Annotated in this window: 26 protein-coding genes, 3 tRNA genes and 1 pseudogene; 16 read left to right on the top strand and 14 right to left on the bottom strand. The window is 59.8% G+C overall.

Annotation, left to right across the window (positions count from 1 at the left end):
* A partial coding sequence (locus HK439_RS12575) for an integrase core domain-containing protein (RefSeq protein ID WP_190291865.1) occupies window positions 1–284 on the top strand: 284 nt, incomplete at its 5' end.
* 262 nt (window positions 285–546) lie between these two features.
* On the opposite strand, the gene HK439_RS12580 is transcribed toward HK439_RS12575, so the two are convergent.
* The 4 genes from HK439_RS12580 to HK439_RS12595 form a co-directional block, all read right to left on the bottom strand.
* The gene (locus HK439_RS12580; protein WP_190291866.1) at window positions 547–1089 is read right to left on the bottom strand and encodes a GNAT family N-acetyltransferase; all 543 of its coding nucleotides are present in this window, start codon (window positions 1087–1089) and stop codon (window positions 547–549) included.
* The gene (locus HK439_RS12585) at window positions 1082–1393 is read right to left on the bottom strand and encodes a DUF1778 domain-containing protein (protein WP_190291867.1); all 312 of its coding nucleotides are present in this window, start codon (window positions 1391–1393) and stop codon (window positions 1082–1084) included. The genes HK439_RS12580 and HK439_RS12585 overlap by 8 nt, the downstream gene beginning before the upstream one ends.
* A gap of 125 nt (window positions 1394–1518) precedes the next feature.
* The gene (locus HK439_RS12590) at window positions 1519–2001 is read right to left on the bottom strand and encodes a hypothetical protein (protein WP_190291868.1); all 483 of its coding nucleotides are present in this window, start codon (window positions 1999–2001) and stop codon (window positions 1519–1521) included.
* A 7-nt stretch (window positions 2002–2008) separates the two neighbouring features.
* Complete coding sequence (locus tag HK439_RS12595) at window positions 2009–2404, bottom strand: helix-turn-helix domain-containing protein (protein ID WP_190291869.1); 396 nt, start codon at window positions 2402–2404, stop codon at window positions 2009–2011.
* Window positions 2405–2507: 103 nt separating this feature from the next.
* On the opposite strand from HK439_RS12595, the gene HK439_RS12600 reads away from it, so the two are divergent.
* Together HK439_RS12600 and HK439_RS27360 are read left to right on the top strand one after the other, a co-directional pair.
* Window positions 2508–2720, top strand: coding sequence for an excisionase family DNA-binding protein (locus tag HK439_RS12600; RefSeq protein WP_209011775.1), 213 nt, complete (start codon window positions 2508–2510; stop codon window positions 2718–2720).
* A 750-nt stretch (window positions 2721–3470) separates the two neighbouring features.
* Window positions 3471–3959, top strand: a pseudogene (locus tag HK439_RS27360) (site-specific integrase); the annotation flags it as partial.
* A gap of 197 nt (window positions 3960–4156) precedes the next feature.
* Here HK439_RS27360 and HK439_RS12610 read toward each other — a convergent pair.
* A tRNA-Ile gene (locus HK439_RS12610) sits at window positions 4157–4233 on the bottom strand.
* A gap of 202 nt (window positions 4234–4435) precedes the next feature.
* Here HK439_RS12610 and HK439_RS12615 point away from each other — a divergent pair.
* Both HK439_RS12615 and HK439_RS12620 read left to right on the top strand, forming a co-directional pair.
* Window positions 4436–5521 carry an AI-2E family transporter gene (locus HK439_RS12615; protein ID WP_190291870.1) on the top strand — a complete coding sequence of 362 codons (1086 nt, stop codon included), beginning with the start codon at window positions 4436–4438 and terminating at the stop codon, window positions 5519–5521.
* Window positions 5522–5641: 120 nt separating this feature from the next.
* Window positions 5642–6409 (top strand): SIMPL domain-containing protein, encoded by a 768-nt coding sequence (locus HK439_RS12620; protein WP_209011776.1) that lies wholly within the window; start codon window positions 5642–5644, stop codon window positions 6407–6409.
* A 27-nt stretch (window positions 6410–6436) separates the two neighbouring features.
* On the opposite strand, the gene HK439_RS12625 is transcribed toward HK439_RS12620, so the two are convergent.
* Window positions 6437–7024 (bottom strand): GNAT family N-acetyltransferase, encoded by a 588-nt coding sequence (locus HK439_RS12625; RefSeq protein ID WP_190291871.1) that lies wholly within the window; start codon window positions 7022–7024, stop codon window positions 6437–6439.
* A 177-nt stretch (window positions 7025–7201) separates the two neighbouring features.
* Between HK439_RS12625 and speD the strand changes: the two genes are divergently transcribed.
* The 6 genes from speD to HK439_RS12655 all read left to right on the top strand — a co-directional run bounded on the left by speD (window position 7202) and on the right by HK439_RS12655 (window position 11346).
* Window positions 7202–7720, top strand: coding sequence for an adenosylmethionine decarboxylase (gene speD / locus HK439_RS12630; protein WP_190291872.1), 519 nt, complete (start codon window positions 7202–7204; stop codon window positions 7718–7720).
* A complete protein-coding gene (speE, locus tag HK439_RS12635) occupies window positions 7717–8589 on the top strand; it encodes a polyamine aminopropyltransferase (RefSeq protein ID WP_190291873.1) in 873 nt (290 codons plus the stop codon). The genes speD and speE overlap by 4 nt, the downstream gene beginning before the upstream one ends.
* 184 nt (window positions 8590–8773) lie before the next feature.
* Entirely contained in the window at window positions 8774–9136 is a 363-nt protein-coding gene (locus HK439_RS12640) for a hypothetical protein (RefSeq protein ID WP_190291874.1), read from the top strand.
* Complete coding sequence (locus HK439_RS12645; protein WP_190291875.1) at window positions 9133–9675, top strand: hypothetical protein; 543 nt, start codon at window positions 9133–9135, stop codon at window positions 9673–9675. Before HK439_RS12640 ends, HK439_RS12645 begins: the two co-directional genes overlap by 4 nt.
* A 41-nt stretch (window positions 9676–9716) precedes the next feature.
* On the top strand, window positions 9717–10730 hold the full coding sequence (locus HK439_RS12650; RefSeq protein WP_190291876.1) for a DNA/RNA non-specific endonuclease: 1014 nt from the start codon (window positions 9717–9719) through the stop codon (window positions 10728–10730).
* 115 nt (window positions 10731–10845) lie between these two features.
* Entirely contained in the window at window positions 10846–11346 is a 501-nt protein-coding gene (locus HK439_RS12655; RefSeq protein WP_190291877.1) for a cytochrome b, read from the top strand.
* A 7-nt stretch (window positions 11347–11353) separates the two neighbouring features.
* On the opposite strand, the gene HK439_RS12660 is transcribed toward HK439_RS12655, so the two are convergent.
* Window positions 11354–12451 carry an NAD(P)/FAD-dependent oxidoreductase gene (locus HK439_RS12660; RefSeq protein ID WP_190291878.1) on the bottom strand — a complete coding sequence of 366 codons (1098 nt, stop codon included), beginning with the start codon at window positions 12449–12451 and terminating at the stop codon, window positions 11354–11356.
* Between the two features lie 189 nt (window positions 12452–12640).
* Here HK439_RS12660 and HK439_RS12665 point away from each other — a divergent pair, with 189 nt between their 5' ends.
* Window positions 12641–13309 (top strand): dimethylsulfonioproprionate lyase family protein, encoded by a 669-nt coding sequence (locus HK439_RS12665; RefSeq protein WP_190291879.1) that lies wholly within the window; start codon window positions 12641–12643, stop codon window positions 13307–13309.
* Here HK439_RS12665 and HK439_RS12670 read toward each other — a convergent pair.
* The 3 genes from HK439_RS12670 to HK439_RS12680 all read right to left on the bottom strand — a co-directional run bounded on the left by HK439_RS12670 (window position 13306) and on the right by HK439_RS12680 (window position 15583).
* Complete coding sequence (locus tag HK439_RS12670; RefSeq protein ID WP_190291880.1) at window positions 13306–14163, bottom strand: transglutaminase-like domain-containing protein; 858 nt, start codon at window positions 14161–14163, stop codon at window positions 13306–13308. The two genes, HK439_RS12665 and HK439_RS12670, sit on opposite strands and share 4 nt — an antisense overlap.
* An 11-nt stretch (window positions 14164–14174) precedes the next feature.
* Window positions 14175–15155 (bottom strand): permease, encoded by a 981-nt coding sequence (locus tag HK439_RS12675; protein WP_235987852.1) that lies wholly within the window; start codon window positions 15153–15155, stop codon window positions 14175–14177.
* 95 nt (window positions 15156–15250) lie between these two features.
* Window positions 15251–15583: an ArsR/SmtB family transcription factor gene (locus HK439_RS12680; RefSeq protein ID WP_190291882.1), complete on the bottom strand. Its 333-nt coding sequence runs from the start codon at window positions 15581–15583 to the stop codon at window positions 15251–15253.
* A gap of 143 nt (window positions 15584–15726) precedes the next feature.
* On the opposite strand from HK439_RS12680, the gene HK439_RS12685 reads away from it, so the two are divergent.
* Window positions 15727–16401 carry a hypothetical protein gene (locus HK439_RS12685; protein ID WP_190291883.1) on the top strand — a complete coding sequence of 225 codons (675 nt, stop codon included), beginning with the start codon at window positions 15727–15729 and terminating at the stop codon, window positions 16399–16401.
* 43 nt (window positions 16402–16444) lie between these two features.
* Here HK439_RS12685 and HK439_RS12690 read toward each other — a convergent pair whose 3' ends face one another.
* Window positions 16445–16861: a ketosteroid isomerase-related protein gene (locus HK439_RS12690; protein WP_190291884.1), complete on the bottom strand. Its 417-nt coding sequence runs from the start codon at window positions 16859–16861 to the stop codon at window positions 16445–16447.
* Between the two features lie 341 nt (window positions 16862–17202).
* On the opposite strand from HK439_RS12690, the gene HK439_RS12695 reads away from it, so the two are divergent.
* The 3 genes from HK439_RS12695 to HK439_RS12705 all read left to right on the top strand — a co-directional run bounded on the left by HK439_RS12695 (window position 17203) and on the right by HK439_RS12705 (window position 18880).
* A tRNA-OTHER gene (locus tag HK439_RS12695) sits at window positions 17203–17273 on the top strand.
* A gap of 3 nt (window positions 17274–17276) precedes the next feature.
* Window positions 17277–17341, top strand: a tRNA-Lys gene (locus HK439_RS12700).
* A gap of 387 nt (window positions 17342–17728) precedes the next feature.
* Window positions 17729–18880, top strand: coding sequence for a slipin family protein (locus tag HK439_RS12705; RefSeq protein WP_190292011.1), 1152 nt, complete (start codon window positions 17729–17731; stop codon window positions 18878–18880).
* Between the two features lie 56 nt (window positions 18881–18936).
* Here HK439_RS12705 and HK439_RS12710 read toward each other — a convergent pair whose 3' ends face one another.
* From HK439_RS12710 to rpoD, 3 genes are all read right to left on the bottom strand, one after another.
* The gene (locus tag HK439_RS12710) at window positions 18937–20187 is read right to left on the bottom strand and encodes a DUF930 domain-containing protein (RefSeq protein ID WP_190291885.1); all 1251 of its coding nucleotides are present in this window, start codon (window positions 20185–20187) and stop codon (window positions 18937–18939) included.
* 189 nt (window positions 20188–20376) lie between these two features.
* Window positions 20377–20982 carry a hypothetical protein gene (locus tag HK439_RS12715; protein ID WP_190291886.1) on the bottom strand — a complete coding sequence of 202 codons (606 nt, stop codon included), beginning with the start codon at window positions 20980–20982 and terminating at the stop codon, window positions 20377–20379.
* 13 nt (window positions 20983–20995) lie between these two features.
* Window positions 20996–23020, bottom strand: a complete 2025-nt coding sequence (gene rpoD, locus HK439_RS12720; RefSeq protein WP_190291887.1) for an RNA polymerase sigma factor RpoD — start codon at window positions 23018–23020, stop codon at window positions 20996–20998.
* Window positions 23021–23442 lie beyond the last annotated feature (422 nt).

The raw sequence follows: 23442 nt of genomic DNA on the forward strand, positions 1-23442 counted from the left end.
AACTGACCAGCATGGCCGTTCTCAAATGGTGTCAGGAGACTGGCGTCGACTGGCACTACATCCAACCGGGAAAGCCGATGCAGAACGGTTTCGTCGAGAGCTTCAACGGTAGTTTCAGGGATGAATGCCTCAACGAAACACTGTTTTCGTCGCTCGCCGAAGCCAGGTCCAAAATCACATCATGGAAGGACGACTACAACCGAAACAGACCCCACTCATCCCTGGGCAATCTCACGCCCTACGAATTCGCATTGAAAATGACATTGCAAACACAGGCCGCATGAGGTCAAAAATCAACCGAAGGACTCCGCGCTAAACCGGACGAGGATCGGGTCTCAGGTCATGGCCAATGCCGCCGTCGCCCGGAGGTGGTCCTGCAAGGCCTGCCAATCGCTTTGATCTTCAGCGGAACCTGAATGGGCATAAAACATGGATAACTAAAAGTTCCAATTTCTCCACCCACAGCTTACACGAGCTATACTAAATTAAAATCATCAAAAACTTACGGAGCATCAAAAGATAACAATGGCTCCAAAGTCTAAAATACTAAACGTTCAAAAGTGCTATTGCATCCTGGACTGGCATGAACAACCGAAGCTGAGAATTCTGCAAAGGCGTGAAACCATATCCGGAATATAAGGTAAGTCTTCGCTTTGTGGCCTCTTCATTTCCGCAATCAAGTACATCCATCAGGACCACAGAGATACCGAGTGTCTCGGAAGCACGGGCGAGGTTCTTAAGAGCCTCAACGAGCAGAACGCCGCCTATTCCGTTGCCCTGAAATCTTTGATCAACGCCAATCATCGAAATATAGGCGGCAGGGATTGACCCGTGGCTAGGCCTTGCCCGAGCATACTTTTTTGGAAGATCCCCATAAGCAATTGTGTGCGCGTTGACAGCATAGAAGCCCAACAATTGGTCTCCCGCGTCGATTAGAACAGATACTCGCACATTCCCGGCTTTTTGAAGCTTATTCGCGGTTTTCCTAAAATAGTTATCGACTTGGTCTACGCCGCATGAAAAAGCCGTCCGATCGTGTTTATCCGGATCGAACGGCTCGAATTTGAGGGGCCGCGAAATATTACTCACTGCCGGCAACCATCTCCTTATGCAGCTTTGCAGCGGCCAACAGCTTTTCCGTTGGAGCGGCCGGGCGCTCAAGAGCGTCAAAGAACGCAGCATGATCGACGGGCGCCAGCATCGTTCGTTCGTGCGCCGCAATCACATCCTGCGCACGCAGCAATGCTGCATTGGTCGTAAATGTGCTGAGATCCATGCCGGAGAGTTCAGCGGCCTTTTCAATGGCCGCTTTTATCGAGGCTTTCGTACGGATGTTCAGCCTGGCATCGCTCTTCTCAGGCAGAGAAGATACGAGATCCGCTGCTCCCAACATTGACGCCTCCTTTGTTTGCGTGGCTCGAAGGGTAAACTCTTTGCTTAATGTACGTCAACTAGACGCACATTTCAAGTTTAAGACCAACCCAACTAATTAAGCGTCAGCGCACCAACATTGAAAGGTTAGTTCGATGAACCATCTGCCGTATCGAAACGTGAATTGGCCGGGAACTTCCGATCAGATGCATCAACAAACTTCCATCCCTTTTCGCCGGACTTCCGGGCTTCTCTGAGAGAGGTGGCTTTCCAAGCTCCCAGGAGTCTTTCGAGCCGATCAATCAAAAAGAGCTGATAAAACGCGTAAATCGTCAAACCTCCAAGCCCAATCCAACAGACGGTGGTTGTTTCCAGCACGCCGCGAAACAGCAGAAAAGCAGCAAACATTGGTAGGGCTAGCGCGCACAAGGAAATGGCTTTGCTTCGGAGAGCATTCCGCTTCCAGAATTGGAGAATTTCCTCTTCACTCAAAATTCGGCGCTTCTTCCGATAGAAGGAGAGCCCGCTAAATAAGCTATCACCGCCTTCTAGATCAGACGTTTCAGAAAACTTCTTATTCAGCAATGAAAGAAGTGCTTCAGAAATCGCTTCCGCCTTTTCGCTTTTCATGCAGCTCTCACATGACCGTATTAAATATTCTCTTGAGCTCTTTATCCCCGAAATCTCTTCCAGAAATTACCTCTTCATATACAAATCGAATTAACTTGGCCTTCCTCTCAAGAGGCGGCTCCAAATCATTCATTTTTGCAAATTTTTCCACAGCAAGAACGGCAGCCTCAACCAATTCACCATTCATGTCGCTTTTTATTTGCCCTTCCCCCAGAATAAGCCAAGCAGGCGATACGCCGTATTCCTCGCAAATCCTAGCAATCAAGCCGACCGGAACGGGCGAAGCTCCTCGCTCGTAGTTCTTGTAAGAGCTCTGCGATACACCGAGTTTTTCCGCAAACGGGATCTGCGAATATCCAGCATTCTCACGAACAACCGCTAATCGTTTACCGATATCAGACACTTCTGGGTTGACCTTGGTACATAATTTTGTACTAAGTAGGAAATACTAACTTCCTACGACGCTAAAGCTAAGTTTTTCATACCAGTGGAGAAAATTCGATACAATGGCTCTGGGATTGGAAACGATCAAAGAACTGGCCGACCGGACCGGTTGGCCTAAAAGCCGCATTCGCAAGCTCGTCGAAAATCGGGAACTGCGACACGTGAGGATCGGTGGCGGAATTTTCATTCCAAATGGCGCGATTGAGGAATTCATCAAGAACAATACGATTGCGCCGATTGTTGAAACGCCCACTCGTTCCCCTTCAAGGGCTTGACCTTATCCATGACTGCAATGCCCCATTCGCAGAAACACGCTCGGTCAGCGAAGCTAGCTGTCAGCCGCTCTACTGCCGCCGACATGCTCGACATTTCACCAACCACATTCGACACATGGGTCGGCCGCGGCTGGATGCCCAAAGGTTACAAGATTGGAGGGCTTAGACGATGGTTTGTCGATGACCTCCGGTCGAGCCTTCACGATCTGACAGAGGCGAACTCAACCGTAGAAGATGAAGACGCTGAAAATCCGTTCGACTATGCCGTCGGCTAATCGAAAGAAGATTCCGTTCAAATATTGTTCGGCAGATGTTGACCGGCACGGCAACGTCCGGATTTATCTGCGTCGGCCGGGTCTGCCTAAATACCGGATGCAGTCGTCCTACTTGGATGATAACGGCAATATTACCGAGGCATTTGCCGCGGAATATCATCGCGTTATGGCAGGCAACGTCGATCAGGTATTGAACACAAAACCCGACGAGTGGAAACCAGGCTCAATTGGTTGGCTGTTTGCTCAATATCAGCGATCGAAGACTTTTCAGGAGCAGGATCAGGCGACCCAACGGGACAAGCATAGCGTTTTAGGGCGCTATTGCGCAACTGTTGGTCATCTGCCGTTCCAGATGCTCAGGAAGTCTGATGTCGAAGCCAGCCAGATGAAACGTCGCGAAACGCCTGCGGCGGCTGACAAGCTCGTGAAATATCTGAAAGCCCTTTTCAATTGGGCGTTGAGCGACCTTGATCTTATGGCCCGGTTTCCAGTGCCCAGAAATCCGGCTGAAGGGATCTCGAAGATCAGCCGCTCCGACGGTTTTCATACCTGGTCCGCAATCGAAATTTCCACTTTCCGAGAACATTATCCGCTTGGCACTACAGCTCGCTTGGCGTTTGAACTGCTTTATAATCTGGGCATTCGCAGGTCGGATCTTGTTCAACTCGGTCCAGGCAACCTCGATGGTGACACATTCAAACTGGTCCCGCAGAAAGGCAGCAAGAATGAGCTGCTCGTCCTGCCGATCACGAGAGCCCTCATGGCCGCGCTCAGGCACGCCCCAGAAGGCCAGGAAACATTCTTGACGACCGAGTTCGGTAAGCCATTTAGCTCGAACGGTTTCGGTAACAAAATGCGCGACTGGTGCGATACAGCGGGCCTGAAACAGTGCTCTTCTCACGGCCTGAGAAAATCCGCTGCGACCGTGCTGGCCGAAGCCGGTGCCACGGAATATCAGCTCATGGCGGTCTTCGGCTGGAGCGATTCAAAAACTGCTCGGATCTACACCAAGAAGGCCGAGCAAAAACGTCTCGCCAAGTCGGCGTTCGAACATCTTGAAGTTTCAACAGAACGGAAAAATGTCCCACTTTCTCGTCACAGCAAACCGAGTGGGACAAAAAGAGGAAAAAATGCTGGAAAATCAACACCCCAAAAGTGGAGTGGTGGGCCCGGAGGGACTCGAACCCCCAACCAATCCGTTATGAGCGGACGGCTCTAACCAATTGAGCTACAGGCCCTGACCGGCGGAAAGCAGGGCGGGAGCCCTGCCCGAGCGGTGCTTTCAGCTACCTACACCATTGCAATCGGCACGAGCAAGCCTCTTGAGGCGATCCGCGGCATTCCGGCCGTCCTTTGCGCACCGGTTTGCCGAAAAACCCGCTTTGCACCGCCGTTCGGGTTCTGTACCACAGGAAAGAGAGCCTCATTTGCGGAGCCATCATGCAGTCGTCCCTGCTCAACGTGACTCTGAGTATCATCCTGGTCGTCCTGGTCGGCTGGCTGCTGGTGGCGGGCCGGGCCCTGCTCCTGCCCTTCGTCATCGCCCTGATCGTCTGGTACCTGATCAACGCCCTGTCCCACGGGTTTCAGCTCGTCCGCCTGGGCGGCCGGCATCTGCCCGGCTGGATCGCCTTCCCCTTAGCGCTTGCGACCATCTTCATCGCCGGCACCTTCGTGTTCGACATGGTGGCCGCGAACCTGGCGCAGCTGGCGCGGGATGCCCCGGTCTATCAGGGCCGTCTGGAGGAGGTGTTCGATCAGCTCGCAGGGCTTGTCCATCTGAGCGATCCGATCAAGCTGGAGGATCTTCTGCCAGACGCCTTCGTGCCCAAACTGGTCACCGCAGGGGCCGGGTTCGTGACCACCGTCGCCGGCTCTGCCTCGCTGGTTTTCATCTACACCCTGTTCCTGCTCCTGGAACAGTCGACCTTCGACCTCAAGCTGGAACGGCTGTTCGCCGATCCGGAAAAGGCGAAGGCGGCCTTTGCCGTCCGGGCGGAAATCAACCAGAGCATCCTGCATTATTTCAGCATCAAGACCGCCGTCAGCATCGCCACCGGCGTGCTCACGAGCCTGGTTCTGACCGTGATGGATCTCCCCTATGCGCCGCTGTTCGGGTTCATCGCGTTTCTCCTGAACTACATCCCGACGATCGGCTCGCTGGTCAGCGTGATCTTTCCGAGCCTTCTGGCCGTCGTCTATTACGACACCCTGGTGCCCTTCTTCATCATCGCCACCGGTCTCGGCTCGATCCAGTTTTCGATCGGCAATCTGATCGAGCCCAGACTGATGGGATCGAGCCTCAACCTGTCCGGCCTGGTGATCATGCTGTCGCTCGCCTTCTGGGGATCCATCTGGGGGGCCGTCGGCATGGTGCTCTGTGTACCGCTGACCGTGTTGATCATGATTGTCTGCTCGAAATTCGAGGCCTCCCGGCCGGTCGCCGTCCTGCTGTCGGCCAATGGCGCGATCGCCGATCCGCCCGGACATGAGAAGGCCGGGCTTCACCACCATGACAACGGCTGATCGGGAAGCGACCGATGAACATCCCCCGATGAATATCAGATGAACCGTCGGGCCATCACTGTGCCCCAATCGGTCTGCAGCTTCTGAAAATTGCTTTATTCAAACCCTTTGAGAGGTTCCATGTCGCAAATAATCCGGCTTTCGACCATGCCCCGCCGGGCTCCGGAACGTTCCCGCGTTCTGTCTGCCATGCTCCTTGCCATGACGATCGCCATCGTCAGCCCGTCCCCGGCAGCAAAGGCTGCGGAAAAGCCCGCCACCATCAGTCTGGAAGGCCGCGGCGAGATCTCCGTTGCCCCGGACATGGCCGTGGTGACCACACGGGTCGTCAATGTGGGCGCCTCGGCGCCCGAAGCGCTTCAGGCCAACACTGCTGCCATTGCCAAGGTGATCGCCGATATCAAGGCGGCCGGCATCGAGGCGAAGGATATTCAGACCAGCGGCTTTTCAATCTACCCGCGCTACGAGAACCGCAAGGACGGCAACAACGAACCTCCGAAGATCGTCGGCTACGAGGTCTCCAACGGGGTTACGGTCCGCGTCCGCGCCCTTGAGAAGCTCGGCGCCATCTTGAACGCGGTCGTCGCCTCCGGCGCCAATTCGGTCGACGGCATCAGCTTTGCCGTCAGCGACACCAGCGAGAAACTGGACGAGGCCCGCAAGGAAGCGGTCGCCGACGCCCGGCGCAAGGCCGAGATCTACGCGGATGCCGCTGGGGTAAAACTCGGACGTATCCTGTCAATCTCCGAGGGCAGCGTGGCCATGCCGCGCCCCTACGCGGTGCGCTCGGAAAAGATGATGGCGATGGCGGCCGCCCCCGTGCCCGTCGAAGCCGGCGAGGAAACCCTTTCGGCGACCGTCAGCATCGTCTGGGAAATCGCGGAATAGGATGGGTCGGCGACCCCGGATCGGCGGTCAGAGGTCGCCGATCCAGATCTGCATCGGCTTTTCCGTCTCGTGCGGTTCGCCCACGTCCTGCCACGGAAAGTAGACGATGCCCCCTTCCAGCTTGCGGTAACCGCGTTTGGTCCAGAAAGGATCGAGCGGCGAATAATCCTTCGGTCTCAAGGAGTGATCGTCGGGCCGGATGACGGCGCAAAACGCGGCCGTCGAACAGCCAAGCGAGCGGGCATGAGCCTCGCGTTCATCGAAGAACCTGTGGCCGATGCCCCGCCCCCGGTAGCCCGGATCGAGAACGGATTCAGCGAAATAGAACACCTCCGCCGGATCCAGTCCTGCCTCCTCGAACGGACGGCGGATCGCGGCGACCTCATGGATCAGCGGCTGACCGGTCGCGGCCCCGACAAGACGCTCGCCATCAAAGGCGCCGACAATCACGGCACCGTCCGTGTCCGCATAGCGCGCCAGATATTTCTCCTCATAGTCGAGCGAACCGTCATAGAGGTAGGGCCATTTCCGGAACACGGAAATACGCAAACCGGCCAGCGCCGGCAGCGCCGCTTTCAGGCTGTCGCCCTTCAGCGTTCTGATTTCAATTGCCACGAATCGCTCCCGATATCGTCAAATCATTAGCCGGCTTAGTAAGAGCGATAGGCATCAAAGCTTACGCCTATCGCTCTCATTTCATAAAAAACACCCATTGAATCCCGGATCGAAAATTCGTATGTACGCGGCTCCGGTTTTTAAATCCGGTCTCATCTGCTGGTTGGGGAGAGCGTAATGGAAAACGTCGCCCTCTTCCAACTGGGGATGGACTTGGAGGCTCAGGTTGAAGAAGGCGTCATGGACGCTGCCGAGCCAAGAAGCACCACCCAGAAGGAAGACGTAAATTCGAACGCGGTCGCTGCGGTGAAAACCGATGACCGTCTGGACCACTTCATCGAAAGACAAGGGGTCCGCTGCGCTGGTGCGCATCTGATTATCGATCTCTATGACGCGGAGCGTCTGGACGATCTCCCGTATATCGAGGAGACGCTCAGGTCCTGTGTCGATGAAGCCGGGGCAACCCTGCTGCACATTCACCTGCATCCGTTCGAGCCGACCGGCGTGAGCGGTGTCGCGGTGCTGGCCGAAAGCCATATCTCGGTGCACACGTGGCCGGAAGCCGGCTATGCGGCCTTCGACGTGTTCATGTGCGGCGATGCCAAGCCGGAACGCTGCGTCGACGTGCTGCGCGAAGCCTTCAGGCCGGGACGCACCGCCGTCTCCGAACTGCTGCGCGGCAAGGAAGTGGCATGAGCAGCGGACTGAAGTTCAACGAGACGCTCCATCCGGGCGTCGAGGTCAGCTACAGCTGCGAGGACATCCTCTATCAGGACCGGACCGAACATCAGGATCTGGTGCTGTTCACCAATCCGGTGTTCGGCAAGGTCCTGATGCTGGACGGCATCACCCAGGTGACGACGGCCGACGAATTCATCTATCACGAGATGATGTCCCATGTGCCGATCCTGGCCCACGGGGCGGCGCGCAACGTGCTGATCGTCGGCGGCGGCGATTGCGGCCTCGCCGAGGAAGTGCTGAAGCACGCTTCGGTCGAAAAGCTCACCCAGGTGGAAATCGACGCCTCCGTCGTCGAATTCTCCAGGGAGCACTTCGGCGAGTTCAACACCGGTGTCCTCGACGATCCGCGGTTCGACCTGGTGATTGCCGACGGCATGAAATTCGTCGCCGAGACGGACCGCCGCTTCGACGTGGTCATCGTCGATTCCACCGACCCGCAAGGGCCGGGCGCGATCCTGTTCTCGCAAGACTTCTACGACAGCGTCCACCGCTGCCTGACGCCGGGCGGCGTGCTCGTCACCCAGAACGGCGTGCCCTTCCTGCAGCGCCAGGAACTGGTCACCAGCATCGAACGGTTTTCGAAGACCTACGCGGATGCCGCCGCCTATATCGCGGCGATCCCGACCTATTTCGGCGGCCACATGGCCCTCGGCTGGGCCAGCGACAATGCGGAGCTGCGCAAAACCCCGGTCGCGGTTCTGGAAGACCGCTTCAAGGCCGCAGAATTCAAGACGCGCTACTACACGCCCGAAGTCCACGCCGCCGCCTTCGCCCTGCCGCGCTTCATCCTGGACGCGGTCGAGGAAGGCCGGGCCAAGGCCTGACCTCGACAGGATCTGCGATCACCTAAGAAGCGGGCCTCGGGCCCGCTTTTTTCATGCCCGGTCCGTTCCTGCCTGCTGAGGACTGCGGACCGTCCGCGTCCCGGCCCTCGCGAAATCTACCAAAGGTTGTTCAGGCGTGATATGCTTCCCGCATATAGCGTGGAAACCCGGGCTGGAGGGTGTGGTGTCTCTGGGCGATATCGGATTTCTGATTCAATATGCCGTTCTGCCGTGGCTGCTGCTGTTCTTCGCGGTGATCGCGATCCAGATCCTGCGCGGTGACATCAACACCAGGGGGCTGCTCCGCACCCGGTCCGGAAACCGGGACATCGATCCGGAACGGGTGGCGATCCTGGGCACGACCCTGTTCGCCGCCGGCGCCTATCTCGTATCCGCCCTGCATCAGGGCGCGGTTTATGTCGAAGCCACCCATTCCTATCAGATGCCCGACATACCGGACGCGCTTCTGGTCGTCCTGACCGGCAGCAACGGGGTTTATCTCGGCGGCAAGATCATGCGCAAGACACAAGGGGACACCAGGTCATGAGCAACGGTTCGCAACCAAATCGCAACCCGACCGGTCTGAGGGGCGACGCGATATTGTTCACCTTCGCATTCGTGTTCGCCATTGTCGCGATCAGCGCGGCGGCCTTTCACTACCAGGTCAAGCCGAAGGACATCGCCGTCCTGGGCTTCATCGCCTTTTCCATCATCATCCTGGCGTTTGCCGCGGCGGTGCTGTGGCAGCTTGCGACCGGCACGATCAAGCTCGGCGGCCTGATTTCCGAACCGCTCCAGCCGGGCGAGAGCGGGCCCTATGGCAAGGCCAGCCTGTCCCGGTTCCAGTTCCTGATCTTCACCTTCGTCATCGCCGGGCTGTTCCTGATGCTGTGCATCGAGACCGGCGGCTTTGTCGAAATCCCGCCGAACGTGCTTGGCCTTCTGGGCATCAGCGGCGGCGGCTTCATCGTCTCCAAGGCGGTTGGCCTGCCGAAGCAGGATAACCAGTCCAACGCAGGCGGCCAGGGTGCCGGCGGTCAGGGTGCAGGCGGTCAGGGCGGCGACCAGGGAGGTGGTCAGTCCTGAAGCGCCGATGCCGGCAAGGGCCAGAAAGGAGCAGGCGGCGGATGAAGATGCCCAGCAACACCCGGTCACGAAAGCCCCGGAAAGACGACCGGCCGAACCTATTCCGGCAGTTCGCCGTGGCATTTGCCGCGGGCCTGACAATGACCGCCTTTTCCGGCATAGCGCAGGCAGCCGAAGACTGCCCGCCTCAAGCCGACATATCGGCCTGTGCCTTCCTCTGGAAAGACGTCGGAGAGCCTGTTTCCAGAAAGGATGATCCCTGCGACTACGCCGAAATCTGCAAGCCGGAATTCCTGACCCGTTACAATTTCGCCACCAGGACGCCCGACTGGGTCATGGAGCGGCTGACGAAGGACATCGTCACCGGCACGAACAAGCGTCCGAAGGTCAAGTTCAAGCCGGATCCGGCCGTGCCTGAGGACAAATCGGCCAAGGACGACGACTATGCCCGGTCTCTCTATGCCAGGGGCCATCAGGCCGCATCGGCCGATTTCAAGTCCAATCTGGACTGGATGAAACAGACCTTCGTTTTCTCCAATGCGGTGCCCCAGGAAGGCCCCGGCTTCAACTCCTCGATCTGGAGCCAGTTCGAGGACATGGTCCGCGACCTCGCCGTCAGCCGCGGCGAAATCATCGTCATCACCGGCCCGGTCTACCAGGACCCGCAAGGCAAAGATATCGTCATTCCAGAGAGCCAGAACCCCTGCGGCCGGGAAATCGTGCTGCCGGCCCTGAAACGCAAGGCGGTCTGCGGCGGAAAAACCGGCAAGGGCCCGAACCTCGCCTGTTCCGAAGAAGAAGGCGTCGCCATTCCCGCAGGTCTGTTCAAGATCATCGTCGATCCGGGCATCGGCCGGGTCAACGCCTATCTCCTGCCCAACATCGATCATCCCTCCCGGCGCGAGCGGGGCATGACGTCCGAAGAATACCTGAAGATCTGGCGGGTGTCGGTGCTCAATATCGAAGACCGGACCGGTTACAAATTCCTGCCCGAGTATGACCGGCACGAGCGCCGCTCGCAGAAGGAAAGCTGCCCGGCAACAATGGTGCGCTGACTTTCTCCTGTTACAGTCTGCGACAAAAAATTCAAAACAATGAAATGATTAACCGCTAATCTCGGTTTTGCCGCCTCCTCCCGCGGCGAACAATATTTTTGTCTGAAGGTGAACCATGTCTGTCAGCCAGCCCGCATCCTACAGTCGTGCCCAGATCATCCTGCACTGGGTCATTGCCCTCATCGTCTTTTTCCAGCTGATCTTCGGCGAATCGATTGCCGAATACGGCCACGTGCTACGCGAAGGCACAACGCCCGATTCCGGCCTCGTCATCATGGCCAATGCGCATATCTGGTCCGGGGTTGCGATCCTTGTCCTGATGCTCGCGCGCATTGCCCTGCGCCTCTCCCACGGTGCGCCCGCGCCCATTTCCGGCCCGAAGCTGCAGGTCATGGTCGCCAAGGCGATCCACGGGCTGTTTTACCTGCTCCTGATCGCAGCACCGCTGACCGGCCTTGCCGCCTGGTATTTGAAGATCAGACCCGCCGGCGAGGTCCATGAATGGATGAAGCCGGTGTTCATCGTGCTGATCGCGCTGCACATCGTCGGTGCCCTGTGGCACAAGTTTGTGCTCAAGGACGCCACAATGCAGCGGATGGTTTCCTCCAGCGCATAACGCGGGTTCAGTCCCGCGCCTCAAGCCAGATCCGCGCCTGATCCACGTCGCCGGAGAGCACGCCGGAGGCGACCTTCTGTCCGACGACCGCGCCGAACTTGTAGCCGTGTCCGGAGCACGCGGAGACGGCGACCACCTTGCCCCGCTCGCTCAGGAAGAAATGCTCGTCAGCGGTGAAGGTATAGGCGCAGGTGACCACATCGGCGACGCCGTATTCCCCGATCCGCGCAAACGGCGGCGAGAAGTAATCGCGAATGGTTTCGCCCTCGCCCGCCGCCGCGACCCGATCGGCATCCGGCGTGGTCACATATTTATGGCAGCCCGCGCCGACCTTCAGCCCCGTACCGGCCACCGGCGGCAGCACGTAGCCGTCGACCTTGCCGCCCACGTCCAGAATGACCGGCCCCTTTTCCCAGTGCGGTTTGAGATCCGCCGGCGGCGTCAGATAGGCAACCGCCGTGCGATAGGTGGTCAGGGACGCAGCAAGATCCGGAAGAAGACCCAGGACCCAGGCCCCGGCGGTTACAACAACCCGGTCGGCCGTCAGCTCGTCGCCGTTCTCAAGCCGCACGCTGCCCGATGTCTCGTCGAGGGAGACCACCCGCGTGTTCTCGCGCACATCCACCCCGATGGCGATCAGCCAGTCGCGCATGTCCGACGCGATCCTCTGGCACAGCAGCACCCCGCCTTCCTCGCTGTAGGCGCCGAAGCGGATCGTGCTGCCGTCGATGAAGGGAAAGCGCTCGCCGGTTTCCGCCGGGCTCATCTCATCAAACGGATAACCGCCGGCAATCAGGCCGTCCCGGTATTCCTCGCCTTCGTCGCCCGGTTCCTGCGACAGAAGCAGGAAGCCGGTATCGACCAGGTGCTTACGGCCGAGATCTTCCCACATCTGGTCCCAGGCGTCATAGGCCGCGCTGATGCGCCGCTGATAGCCGCCCTGTCCGCCATAGGCCCGGCGGATGATCCGGTGCTGGTCGCCGGACGCCGACAAAGGATTGGGGATCGGCCCCTGTTCGATGAGCGTGACGTCCGCATCCTGCCGGGCCAGCGCCCAGGCGGTGGACAGGCCGGAAATGCCGGCGCCGACAACGATGATTTTCATGTGAAATCCGGTTCTGGAGAGTTTCAGTTCAACACTAGCCGCCCGCTTGTCGGGCGCAAGCAACATTAGGTCGCAATGTTATTCCGTTTGTTCCGATCCACATGTGATACGGATCAAGACCGGAAGGCGAATTTCTTTGACGCAGGAAGCCTTCCGATTTCCGATGTGAGCGCAAGCCCGGGAGGTGCGATGTTGGAACGACGCTTGGCCGATCTGCCGGACTGGGGATACCTTCTCAGGGAATATTACGAGCTTTACCGGTTTCTGTCGTCCGGCGGCAGCGACCGGATCCGGGCCCACCAGCGGGCCGTTCGAGAGGCCATCAGCCGGGTCCTGAAGGCCAACCCTCCCCTGGAGTTCAACAGCCCGGCCGAAAAGCCGGTCAACGTTCACCTGAAGCGCGCGCTCGACGAAGGCAAGCTGGAACGCACCGCTCCCTTCATCCGCTCCATAGAATCCATCCAGCAGCACCTCATCTGGCAATACGGCTACGAAAAGGTTCCGCGCGGCCTGGAAAAAACCTACGCCTATGCGGAAATCTGCGGCCCCAACGGACCGATCCTCACCGATCAGGTCATTCTGGGCTTCGTTCTGTTCGCCCCCGGCTGTACCTATCCCTCCCACGCTCATGACGGGATATCGGAAAGCTATATCTGCCTGTCCGGGGCGGTTTCGGAAAACCATCAGGGCGTCTATGCGCCCGGCTCGATGATCTTCAATCCGCCGGAGCACACCCACCGGATCACGGTTTCCAATCTGGAGCCGGCGCTTCTGGCCTATGCCTGGATCGGCCCCGCGGAACGGCTTGCGAAGCAGAAAATGGTGTTCAGCCGACAGCGGTCGAACAAGGCAGGTTAGGCGGCTGCTTCGGCCGCATCCGGCTGCGTTTTCTGCATGCGGATATCAAGCGTAGTTCGCGTCAGAGTTCCGTCGGCATTGATCCAGGCCGGCTCGGCGATCAGCTTGGCGCCCACGATGCCCAGCTGCGGAAAATCCAGTCCCATGGAATGGGCCATGGCAACCCGGCTGCCTGCCTTGGGATTGAGACCGCAGCAAATTGGACCTTTGCCCATTTTCAGGTGATGGGCGATATCCCACTCCAGGGTGACGCCGTCATGCCGGGTCACGACCCAGCAATGCATGTCGTCGCAGCAACCGTTCTTTTCTTCGGGGAAGAAATAGCCGGTCACATATCCGGCCTCGAAACCGGCCGCGCGCAGGCAGGCGATCAGGTAGGTGTTGATGTCGACGCAGGAGCCTTCGGTCACTCCGCAGGCGAGATAAGGGATCTCCTCCAGTCCGTCGTTGAAGCGGACCTCCGGATGCCCGTAGACGAATTTTTCCGCCACGTCGTTGACGATCGCCTCGATCGCGGCATGGCCGTCGCGCGTGCTTTCTGCCAGACGACGCGCATCCCGGACCAGGGCATCGGCTGCCTTCGTGAAACGGTTTTCCTGCGACCGGAACAAGATATCCGGATAGCCGGGGCCGCCATCGGCGAAGGTGTAACTGAATGTAATCTGAGTAGCCGGATCTGGGGAAACGAGCGCCGCCATCTGTCCGGTCGTCGCCTCGCCGGTCAGCTCGAAATCCGCCCCTTCCACCGCAAAGCGGACCGGCACCTGATGGGGCGTCGGCAGGCCGACGGGCGCGAGCAAGTGCCGGCCGCCGGTTTCATCCGGTGCAACGGTGACGGTGACATGGGTCAGCATCGCTTCACCTCTTACATGAACAGTTGGAAGATCAGACCGGAAGCAATCGCACCGGTGACGCCGAGGCCGAGATAGCTTGCAAAGACCCCGGGCCTGACGAGCGACCACACCGCCGCCATCGCGGGGATCGAGCTGACGGCGCCGGCCATCATGAAGGCCATGGCCGCCCCCGGGCTCATGCCCTGGTCCACCAGGCCGGAAAGAAGCGGCGGCGCCACGTAGCTGTTGAGATAGGCGGGCATGCCGACCAGGGCCGCAATCGCGATCGGCACAACTCCGTCACCGCCAACGGCCCGCGCGATCAGGTCCGCGGGCACATAGGTGACCAGCAACGCCTCCAGAGCGTAGGCGAGCGCCAGCCACTTGGCGAGAAACAAGGCGTTGATCCTCAGTTCCGTGCCGAACACCGCCTTGCGGTCTTCTTCCCGCCAGAACCGCCACACCGGCTTGCCCTTGAACGGCGACGGCCCGCAGCCGCAGCCGCCCGACGTGATCGGCTTGAGCGGGTTTGAAAAAAGCCCCCCGCTCACCAGCGCCTTGACGGTGAAGCCGCCGAACAGGCCGAGACCGACGGCAAAGACCGCCTTGCCGATGGCGAACGGCCAGCCGAGAGCCGCGGCGGTGATCAGCAGCGTCGGCGGGTCGATCAGCGGGGAAGACAGCCAGAAGGCCATGATCGCCGGCAGCGGCGCGCCGAGCGCCAGCAGACCGGCGATGAACGGGATGACCTGGCAGGAGCAAAACGGCGCCAGGCCGCCGAACAGGGCGGCGAGAACGATCGCCTGGACCTCGCGTCCCTCGAACACCCGCCCAATCGTGCTCTCGGCTCCTGCCGCCTTCAGCCAGGCAATCAGCAGGACGGCGGCCACGATATAGGGCAGTGTTCCCATAAAAGCCTTGAACGCGAACAGCGTCACAGGCCCCGCCTCGCCCGGATCGAGTGCCAGCACCAGAAGCGGTACCGCAACAACAAGCGTCCATGGCGTCAGCAAGACCTGCCTCCACGGGACCGAAGAGGGTTCGGGTGCACAACAGGCATCGCCCGAAGGCGTCGCGCAGCAGGCGGATTTAGCCGGCGAAAGATCGGTCATTCCACTGTCTCCTCTCGAGCCGCGCACAAGGCGGCACAGGCGCTTTCGTCCGCGCAGCATTCCTGCAGGATGTAGCTGGCGAGACCTTCAAGGTGGTCGAAGGCGGCCCGGTTGATCACGGAACGGCCGGCCTTTTCCTGAAGGATCAGACCGGCGGATGTCAGGAACTTCAGATGATGGGCGAGCGTCGACGCGGCCATCCCGGTGCGCTCCAGGATGTCCCCGACCGTCAATCCGCTTCGCCCTGCTTTCACCAGGGTCAGCACCACCTGCAGGCGGGATTCCGATCCAAGGGCGGCAAAGCCTTGCGCAGCTTCTTCCAGATCCATGTCCAGTCACCTCATCTCAAAATAACTATATTTCTAGTTTTATAGTTATAACGAACACCGGACGGAGGCAAGGATTTTTCCGCACACGGTTTTGGTGCATGATGCGCATGTGCACGTAAACGTGCTGAGAGGAGGATGCGAAAATGCGCATCAAGGACTATTCGGAAGCGATCTCCTCGGTGGCAACGACCTTGCTGCTGGTCCTGCTGGTCGCCTTCCTCACCGGTGTTTTCTTCTTTCCCGAAAAGCTCTCGGCAACCGTTTTCGACCGGCTGGAACGGGCCGGGCTGAAGGTCAAGGAACTGGCCATTGCGGGCTGGAAACTGGAAGTGATCGAGCGGGACAAGGTCATTCAGAGCAACGTGGACGATCTCGCCATCGCCAAAGCGGAAATCGAAAGGTTGCAGAAGCTGATTCCGCCGGACATGCAGGCAAGCAACCGGGAAAGCGCCGACAACGTCGCGAACCAGATCAACACCGCCATCCGGCAAAGCGAGCAGACGGTGACAGTCACCCCGTCACAAGGCGCGGCAATTACCCAATGGGCCGTCGTCTTCGGCGCGGACAAGGACAAAACCAGTGCCCTGCACGAAATCGCGCGCGTCAAACCGGACTATCCCGGCGCGTTCCTGGCGGAGCGGGACGGATGGCTCCGTTCAATCGTCCTGTTCCCGGACCGGGCAAATGCGGATTCCGCTGCCGACGGCATAAGCCAGGCCGTGGGGCGAACCGCCTATGTCCGGAATTTCGGAGACTGGTGCCCCGGCGCGCCCGCCAATCCGGCGCCCGGGAGCATCGTGGAATGCGGTCCGCGTTAACGGCGCAAAATGAAGGTCGTCCGGAAACTGCGCGGCGCGCCGCCTATCCCGCCTTCTCGACCTGCGCGATCCAGTCGGTGAGATTGTAGTAGGTGGTAATGCGGGCGATCTTGCCGTCGCGGATCTCGAAAAAGCTGCCGGCAGGAAGCTTGTAGGTCTGCCCCCTGGCTTCAGGCAGGCCTTCATCGTTTTCCAGATAGGTGCCGGAGACGATGAATTCGGCCGACGCCCGCGAACCGTCCTCGGAAATCAGCAGGCAAATATCCGACAGCCGTTCCTTGTAGCAGCGGCTCATATGCACATTGAAGGCCCAGAACTTGTCCTTGCCGACCCGCCGTTCGCCCTGGTTCACGTCGTGGATCAGATCCTCGGCGACCAGATCCTCCATCTTGCCGGTGTCCCCGGCATTGAAGGCGGCAAAATAGGTATCCAGCAGAAAGCGGGTCTGAGACTTGGGCATGATGAGGGACCTGAATGGACCGGAGATAAAGAAAACGGAAGGGGAGTGTGCCTGTCCTTCGCGGCAGTGGCAAGACGGGAATCGGCCGCCGGGCGGACCCTCAGCCCCCCTTTCCGACGGGTTCTGGACCCGCCACCTTCAGTTGCTCAAACGCAACACAAAGATGCACACCTGCGAAATTTCACAATATCCCTCTTGCGGATGCCGCCCAACTTCCCTTATGTCACGCCTCCCGGTCGCCGCACCGGTGCGGATGTCAACGGTTTCGGCCATTTTACGGCCTCCCGCGTGATCGGGCCCTGCCCTTTCATGTACGGACACTGCTCCGGGATCGGATGCTGTCACATGATGCTAATCGGTATAGCGCCGGGTTACCGCCCGGAGAAAGCAGGTTCGACTCCTGTCGTGTGAACACGGATAGCTCAGTTGGTAGAGCATCGGACTTTTAATCCGACGGTCGCGGGTTCAACTCCCGCTCCAAGAGGTAACCCTTCGGGTGTCGGGTTCAACTCCCGAATTGGCCTGTCACGCCAACAGCTTTAGGTGCTGTCTCAATTGCGGGATTTGAAGGGAGCTTGCGGAGGCAAGCCTGACCCGCTGCGTTCGCGCGGCCGGGAAAGCCTTGCCGATGCCCGGCGCTCCCGTCCGGCCTGTTGCAACGACCGCACCGCGGACTTGCCGAAACCGCCTGTTTTCGAACGGGCGCGCTCCGCCTGTCCGCCGCAACGTCCCCTTGCTTCCGGCCCGGCGCGGGCCCCGGTGCTCCCTTCGGATCTCCTGTGTCTGCGGCCCCGGGAATGAAACGAAACAGACAAACAGAAAGGACGACCAAAGTGCCTTAGCGCGATGGAAGGAGTAACGAAGATGATGCGAATTCTCGAAAGGATCCTGGGCCGCACCCGCGTGCTGATCCAGGAAAACGAACGGGCCCTGCACCTTGTGAAGGGCGAACTGCGGACCATTCTGACGCCGGGGGAATACTCGCTGGCGAATGGCCAAGGTTCGCTTGTAATCGAGCGGCAGAACCTGGCAGTGCCCGAATTCCGCTCGCCCTATGAAAAGGCGCTCTTCGACAAGCTCCCCGAGGTTGCAGCTGAGCACCTGACGGTCGTCCGGACCAAGCCGGGCGAAGTGGCGGTCGTGGAACGCGACGGCCGCATCCACTCCGTCCTGGGCCCGGACCAGCGGCTGGTCCTGTGGACCGTCGCAGGTCCGTGGACGTCGACCGTGATCGACACGCAGGCGGAACCGGTCGTCCCGGCCGCCCTGATGCGTCGTCTGGGCGATGCCAGGCAGACGGCCCAGTTCGTCATCGTGCCGGTCGCCGACGGTCAGATCGCGCTCGTCTATATCGACGGTGTGATGACCGCCGTGCAGGAGCCGGGTGTCCACGCCTACTGGAAGGCGGGGCGGACGGTCACCCAGAAGGTGATCGACCTGAAGCGCCAGAGCCTGGACGTGACCGGCCAGGAAGTCCTGACCCTCGACCGGGTGACTATCCGGATCAACATCACCGCGGATTACCGCGTGGTCGATCCGGTGAAGGCCGCCCACGATGTGAAGGACTTCTCCGACGCGCTCTACCGGGCGCTGCAGGTCGCCTACCGCCGGACCCTCGGCGCCATGAAGCTTGACCAGATCCTGGAACGCAAGGGCGAGGTCAACGCGGAAGCCGCCGACAAGGTCCGCGCCGACATGGCGAAGATCGGGCTTGAGGTCTCCGACATCACCCTGAAGGACGTGATCCTGCCGGGCGAAATGCGCGAGATCCTCAACATGGTGGTGCAGGCTGAAAAGGAAGCCGAAGCCAACGTGATCCGGCGCCGCGAGGAAACGAACGCCACCCGTTCGCTTCTGAACACCGCCAAGGTCATGGCCGAAAACCCGGTCATGCTGCGGCTGAAGGAGCTGGAAGCGCTCGAAGCCATCGCCGGCAAGGTGGACCGCCTGACGGTCCACAACGGCACCGGCGGCCTGATGCACGACCTCGTCCGCCTGCGCGACGGGGACGCGGCATAAGGCCTGACAACACCAGCGGCGCGGGGACTACTCCTCGCGCCGTTTTCTTTGGCTGGTTAAAAGCTCGGAAGCCCGCGCGCCTGCCACTTGGTCGGCGGGATCGGCGGGCCGATCCGGAACGAGAATTTCACAACCCGCGTGACTTCCTTGTCCGTCTCGCAACGGAAATTAAGGTCGTACCAATCGCCACGCGACCCATAGGCGGCCTGCCCTGGTTCCAGCACATTGCCTCCCCGTGGCCGGAACGAGGGCAGCATTTCCGGCGGGCGAGCCGGATCCCAATCGGTTAACTGGGCACGCAATTCGGTCATGCACAGGAGATTCAGCCTCTGCCCGGGAGGCATGCCGGCCATAGCCGTCCGTGCCCGGGTACCGCCCAGGATCGAATCGGAAAACAGCTGCCTTGCCTCCGCCAACCTGGGAGACTGGCGTCCTGAATTCCCGCTGCCGCTTGCGGGATTTGCAGCGGCATTGGAAGCGTTTCGTGCCGCCGGCCGTTGCGCGGGCTTCGGTGCGGGCAGAGCCGCAGTCACGATCGGCCCGACCGTACCGAAATCCTCTGTCGGCGCCTCGGTTTCGGCGATTGCTTCCGGGGCCGGCGCTTCCGCTACAGCAGCTTCGGGCGGCTGATCCGGCTGGACTTGCTCGGGTGGCTGCTCATCCGGTTTCGGTTGCTCCGCCTGCTTCTGCTCCGGCTGGGTTTCTTCCGGTTGTTCTTGCTCCGGCTTTGGTGGCTCCTGCACATCAGCCGTTTCGTCCGGCGGGGCCTGCGAATCCTGGGTGTCCGCGTTCTGGGGGTCTTCGGGCTTTCCGGCATCTTCCGCCGTCGGGGCCGGATCTGCCGGCTTTTCCTCTGGCTGGTCGGACTTGACCGCGTCTTCCGCCGCCGTTCCATCCAGGGCCTTGCGCGGTCCGCTGTCGGTGTCTCCGAACTCGACGACCGGCTGCATCACCTTCGGCGTCACCTGCGGCTCGACCGGCTTTTCTTCCAACTGCGGCGGTGGCGGCGGCGGTGGCGGAGGAGCCTCGGCCTTGGGCGCATCCTGCTGCTTTTCGTCCGGCTTCTTGTCGTCCGGCTCCGGCTTTTTCAATTCCGGCGGCGCCACCAGTTCCACGTCGATCGGATCCACATGAGGTGTGTCGAATTGCCGGACCACACCGCCGATCAGGGCTGCTGCGACAAGGGTGTGCAGCAGCAGGGAGACGGCAAGTTCCCCGCTGAAAAACCAACGGTTCGTGCGCCGTGTCCTGTCCATCGGCCCTTCATCGGCCGGTATCATCGTCAGGGCGGGGGCATCGGATGCCAAGGTCCGGTCACCTTTTGTTATCTGCAGTGCAATCGGGAAGCGTTCCGGCATCGACCGTCAATTCCGAACCTAGGTAGCTTGAGTCGCCCCTTTCAATAGATACAAACAAAAAACCCGGCGTTACCAAGGCAGGGTCCGATTTTCCGGGACAAGGACCGCGAATTGCCGAATGCGATCGCCGGGCGGGACTTAATGGTCGTCAGTTTCGTCGACAATCGAAATTTCGTTGTAGAATAGGCCCTGCGCCGTTCCCCATCCCCCAAGAGCAACTTTCATCCCGGGGCGCAGTCGAGAACGGAAACTTTCCCCGACACCGCACACATCTCCCCCATACCATGGCATGGACTTGAGCGTCACCTTGGACTGGCAATATCGACTGTTGGATGCGGTTGGATCGCGCACCTCATAGGTCAACTCAATATGGCCTCCGGCAACGACAGCCAGGGTCATCGGGATTGTAAAAACGACAAACATGTTTGCAGTCGTGCCAAACAGAACTGGCCCAAATATCAAAAAAAGCATCCATTTCAATGGATGCTTGCTGCGATCCAGCCCGCTGTTTTTCCGCCTTTCAAAAAAATCCGTGGCAAGCGTCAAATAAAATATGTAAGCCCCGGCACCCAGACCGAATAGTATTCGCAATGGGGACGAGGCTTCATAGTATTCGACTGAAGGTGAGAAGGGGTATCCGAATATTTGAGAAAATATCGGGATCCCTCCCCCTCCTAAAAAGACGACAAGCACAAGGAAGGCTATGGGCTTTTCAAATCGCTGATCCAGCCGCTCTTCCGCCAAGCGAACCTGTCCCTTAGCTGTCCAGGAAGCTCCTGAGTTTCCGCGACCGGCTCGGGTGCTTCAGCTTGCGCAGTGCCTTTGCCTCGATCTGGCGGATACGCTCGCGGGTCACCGAGAACTGCTGGCCGACTTCTTCCAGCGTGTGGTCGGTGTTCATGCCGATACCGAAGCGCATTCTGAGCACGCGTTCCTCGCGCGGCGTCAGCGACGCCAGCACGCGGGTCGTGGTCTCGCGCAGGTTCGACTGGATCGCCGCATCGATCGGCAGGACCGCGTTCTTGTCCTCGATGAAATCGCCCAGGTGCGAATCTTCCTCGTCCCCGATCGGGGTTTCGAGCGAGATCGGCTCCTTGGCGATCTTCAGGACCTTGCGCACCTTTTCCAGCGGCATCTGGAGCTTTTCGGCCAGTTCTTCCGGGGTGGGCTCGCGGCCGATCTCGTGCAGCATCTGGCGCGAGGTCCGAACGATCTTGTTGATCGTCTCGATCATGTGCACCGGAATACGGATCGTGCGGGCCTGATCGGCGATCGAGCGGGTAATCGCCTGCCGGATCCACCACGTGGCGTAGGTGGAGAACTTGTAGCCGCGGCGGTACTCGAACTTGTCGACCGCCTTCATCAGGCCGATGTTGCCTTCCTGGATCAGGTCCAGGAACTGCAGGCCGCGGTTGGTGTATTTCTTGGCGATGGAAATCACGAGACGCAGGTTCGCCTCGACCATTTCCTTCTTGGCGATGCGCGCTTCGCGCTCGCCCTTCTGCACCATGGCGACGATGCGGCGGAATTCGGTGATTTCGAGACCGGTTTCGGTCGCCAGCGTCTGGATCTCCTGACGCAGCTCGCGAATGGTTTCCTTTTCCTTGGCGATGAAGTTCTTCCACCCGCGGGTGGACAGGTTCGCCACCTTGCGCAGCCAGTTCGGGTCGAGTTCCGCGCCCTGGTACTGTTTCAGGAAGTCCGTCCGGTCGACGTTGTAGCTGTCGGCCAGGCGCAGCAGGCGGCCTTCGTAGCCCATCAGCCGCTTGTTGATGTCGTAGAGCTGGGCAACCAGGGCGTCGATACGGTTCTGGTTGAGCGACAGGCTCTTCACGTCGATGACGATTTCTTCCTTCAGCTTCTTGTAGCGCCGCTCCTGGGACGGAGACAGCGTCCGGTTGGCCAGCTTGTTTTCAACCAGCTGGTCCTGCAGGCGGCGCAGCTTCTTGTAGCTGTCGGCAACCCGGTCGAAGGTTTCCAGAACGGCGGGCTTCAGTTCCGCTTCCATCGCGGAAAGCGACACGTTGGCTTCGAACTCGTCATCGTCCTCGCCGTCATCACCCTCGCCCTCGCCTTCGGATTCCGTTTCCTCGTCGGCGCCGCCCTTGGATTCGGGAGCGGCCTTGACGGAGGGAGACTCTTCATCCTCGCCGGGCTCTTCGTCGTCGTTCGCGCTGGCGGGGCCCGCCTTGGCGTCCGGACCGGCATAGGTCGCTTCCAGGTCGATGATGTCGCGCAGGAGCACCTTGCCTTCGTTCAGTTCGTCGCGCCAGATGATGATCGCCTGGAAGGTCAGCGGGCTTTCGCACAGGCCTGCGATCATCGCCTCGCGGCCGGCCTCGATGCGCTTGGCAATCGCGATTTCGCCCTCGCGCGAAAGAAGCTCCACCGATCCCATCTCGCGCAGATACATGCGCACGGGGTCGTCGGTCCGGTCGGCGGGCTCCTTGGTCGTGGTCGTCTTGGCGACCGCGCCGGAGCTTGCAGCAACCAGATCGCCGCCGCCGTCGATGTCTTCAGCGGCCGCGTCGTCGACTTCGTCCGAATCGATCACGTTGATGCCCATGTCGGACAACATCGACATGGTGTCTTCGATCTTTTCGGAAGAAACCTGTTCGGAGGGCAGGACTTCGTTCAGCTCGTCATAGGTAACATAGCCGCGCTTTTTCGCGGCCTTGATCATCTTCTTGACTGCGGCATCCGACAGGTCGAGCAAGGGGCCGTCCGGGCCTTCTGCGCTGGTTTCCTGCGTGTCGTCTGCTTGTGTCGCCTTAGCTACCATATTTTGCTCCAGAACCGCGGCCCGTTGAGAAAGGCCGCGCCGCGCCCAAAATCTGTTTACTCCGACCCGACAACCGGCGCGCCAGCGTCAAGACTGCGCAGCCCATTGCATTGGTTTATCGAATCGGGTTGTAAACCGTGTCCCTTAAGTCCCAATTAACCGTGGCGTCGAACGGGGCTAAAAAAACCTGTCGCGAAACCACGAGCGTAACGCTCGGGCAAATGACGTCGCACTTGCCACAAGGCGTCCGATACGGGTTGTTGCAGCCTTTTCGAGAATGATTGCCCGGGGCTTCGTGCCATACCGCGGCGTTTTTTGCTGCAGATGTTGTATTTAGCTCGGTGTTTCCGATTCGCAAGTGTGATTCGCTGCAGGTCAATCAAATTCAGCTAAAAAAATGCGCTTTTGTGAAGATTTAGCCC

This window comes from Roseibium aggregatum, assembly GCF_014692675.1.
GTDB classification, from domain to species: Bacteria; Pseudomonadota; Alphaproteobacteria; order Rhizobiales; family Stappiaceae; genus Roseibium; species Roseibium aggregatum_C.

Coding starts and splice junctions, on each gene's coding strand:
- HK439_RS12650 (WP_190291876.1), top strand. CDS start 9,717: ATGAAGATGCCCAGCAACACCCGGTCACGAAAGCCCCGGAAAGACGAC.
- HK439_RS12600 (WP_209011775.1), top strand. CDS start 2,508: ATGGCTCTGGGATTGGAAACGATCAAAGAACTGGCCGACCGGACCGGT.
- HK439_RS12685 (WP_190291883.1), top strand. CDS start 15,727: ATGCGCATCAAGGACTATTCGGAAGCGATCTCCTCGGTGGCAACGACC.
- HK439_RS12645 (WP_190291875.1), top strand. CDS start 9,133: ATGAGCAACGGTTCGCAACCAAATCGCAACCCGACCGGTCTGAGGGGC.
- HK439_RS12585 (WP_190291867.1), bottom strand. CDS start 1,393: ATGTTGGGAGCAGCGGATCTCGTATCTTCTCTGCCTGAGAAGAGCGAT.
- HK439_RS12615 (WP_190291870.1), top strand. CDS start 4,436: ATGCAGTCGTCCCTGCTCAACGTGACTCTGAGTATCATCCTGGTCGTC.
- rpoD (WP_190291887.1), bottom strand. CDS start 23,020: ATGGTAGCTAAGGCGACACAAGCAGACGACACGCAGGAAACCAGCGCA.
- HK439_RS12680 (WP_190291882.1), bottom strand. CDS start 15,583: ATGGATCTGGAAGAAGCTGCGCAAGGCTTTGCCGCCCTTGGATCGGAA.
- HK439_RS12655 (WP_190291877.1), top strand. CDS start 10,846: ATGTCTGTCAGCCAGCCCGCATCCTACAGTCGTGCCCAGATCATCCTG.
- HK439_RS12690 (WP_190291884.1), bottom strand. CDS start 16,861: ATGCCCAAGTCTCAGACCCGCTTTCTGCTGGATACCTATTTTGCCGCC.
- HK439_RS12705 (WP_190292011.1), top strand. CDS start 17,729: ATGCGAATTCTCGAAAGGATCCTGGGCCGCACCCGCGTGCTGATCCAG.
- HK439_RS12590 (WP_190291868.1), bottom strand. CDS start 2,001: ATGAAAAGCGAAAAGGCGGAAGCGATTTCTGAAGCACTTCTTTCATTG.
- HK439_RS12660 (WP_190291878.1), bottom strand. CDS start 12,451: ATGAAAATCATCGTTGTCGGCGCCGGCATTTCCGGCCTGTCCACCGCC.
- speD (WP_190291872.1), top strand. CDS start 7,202: ATGGAAAACGTCGCCCTCTTCCAACTGGGGATGGACTTGGAGGCTCAG.
- HK439_RS12665 (WP_190291879.1), top strand. CDS start 12,641: ATGTTGGAACGACGCTTGGCCGATCTGCCGGACTGGGGATACCTTCTC.
- speE (WP_190291873.1), top strand. CDS start 7,717: ATGAGCAGCGGACTGAAGTTCAACGAGACGCTCCATCCGGGCGTCGAG.
- HK439_RS12620 (WP_209011776.1), top strand. CDS start 5,642: ATGTCGCAAATAATCCGGCTTTCGACCATGCCCCGCCGGGCTCCGGAA.
- HK439_RS12670 (WP_190291880.1), bottom strand. CDS start 14,163: ATGCTGACCCATGTCACCGTCACCGTTGCACCGGATGAAACCGGCGGC.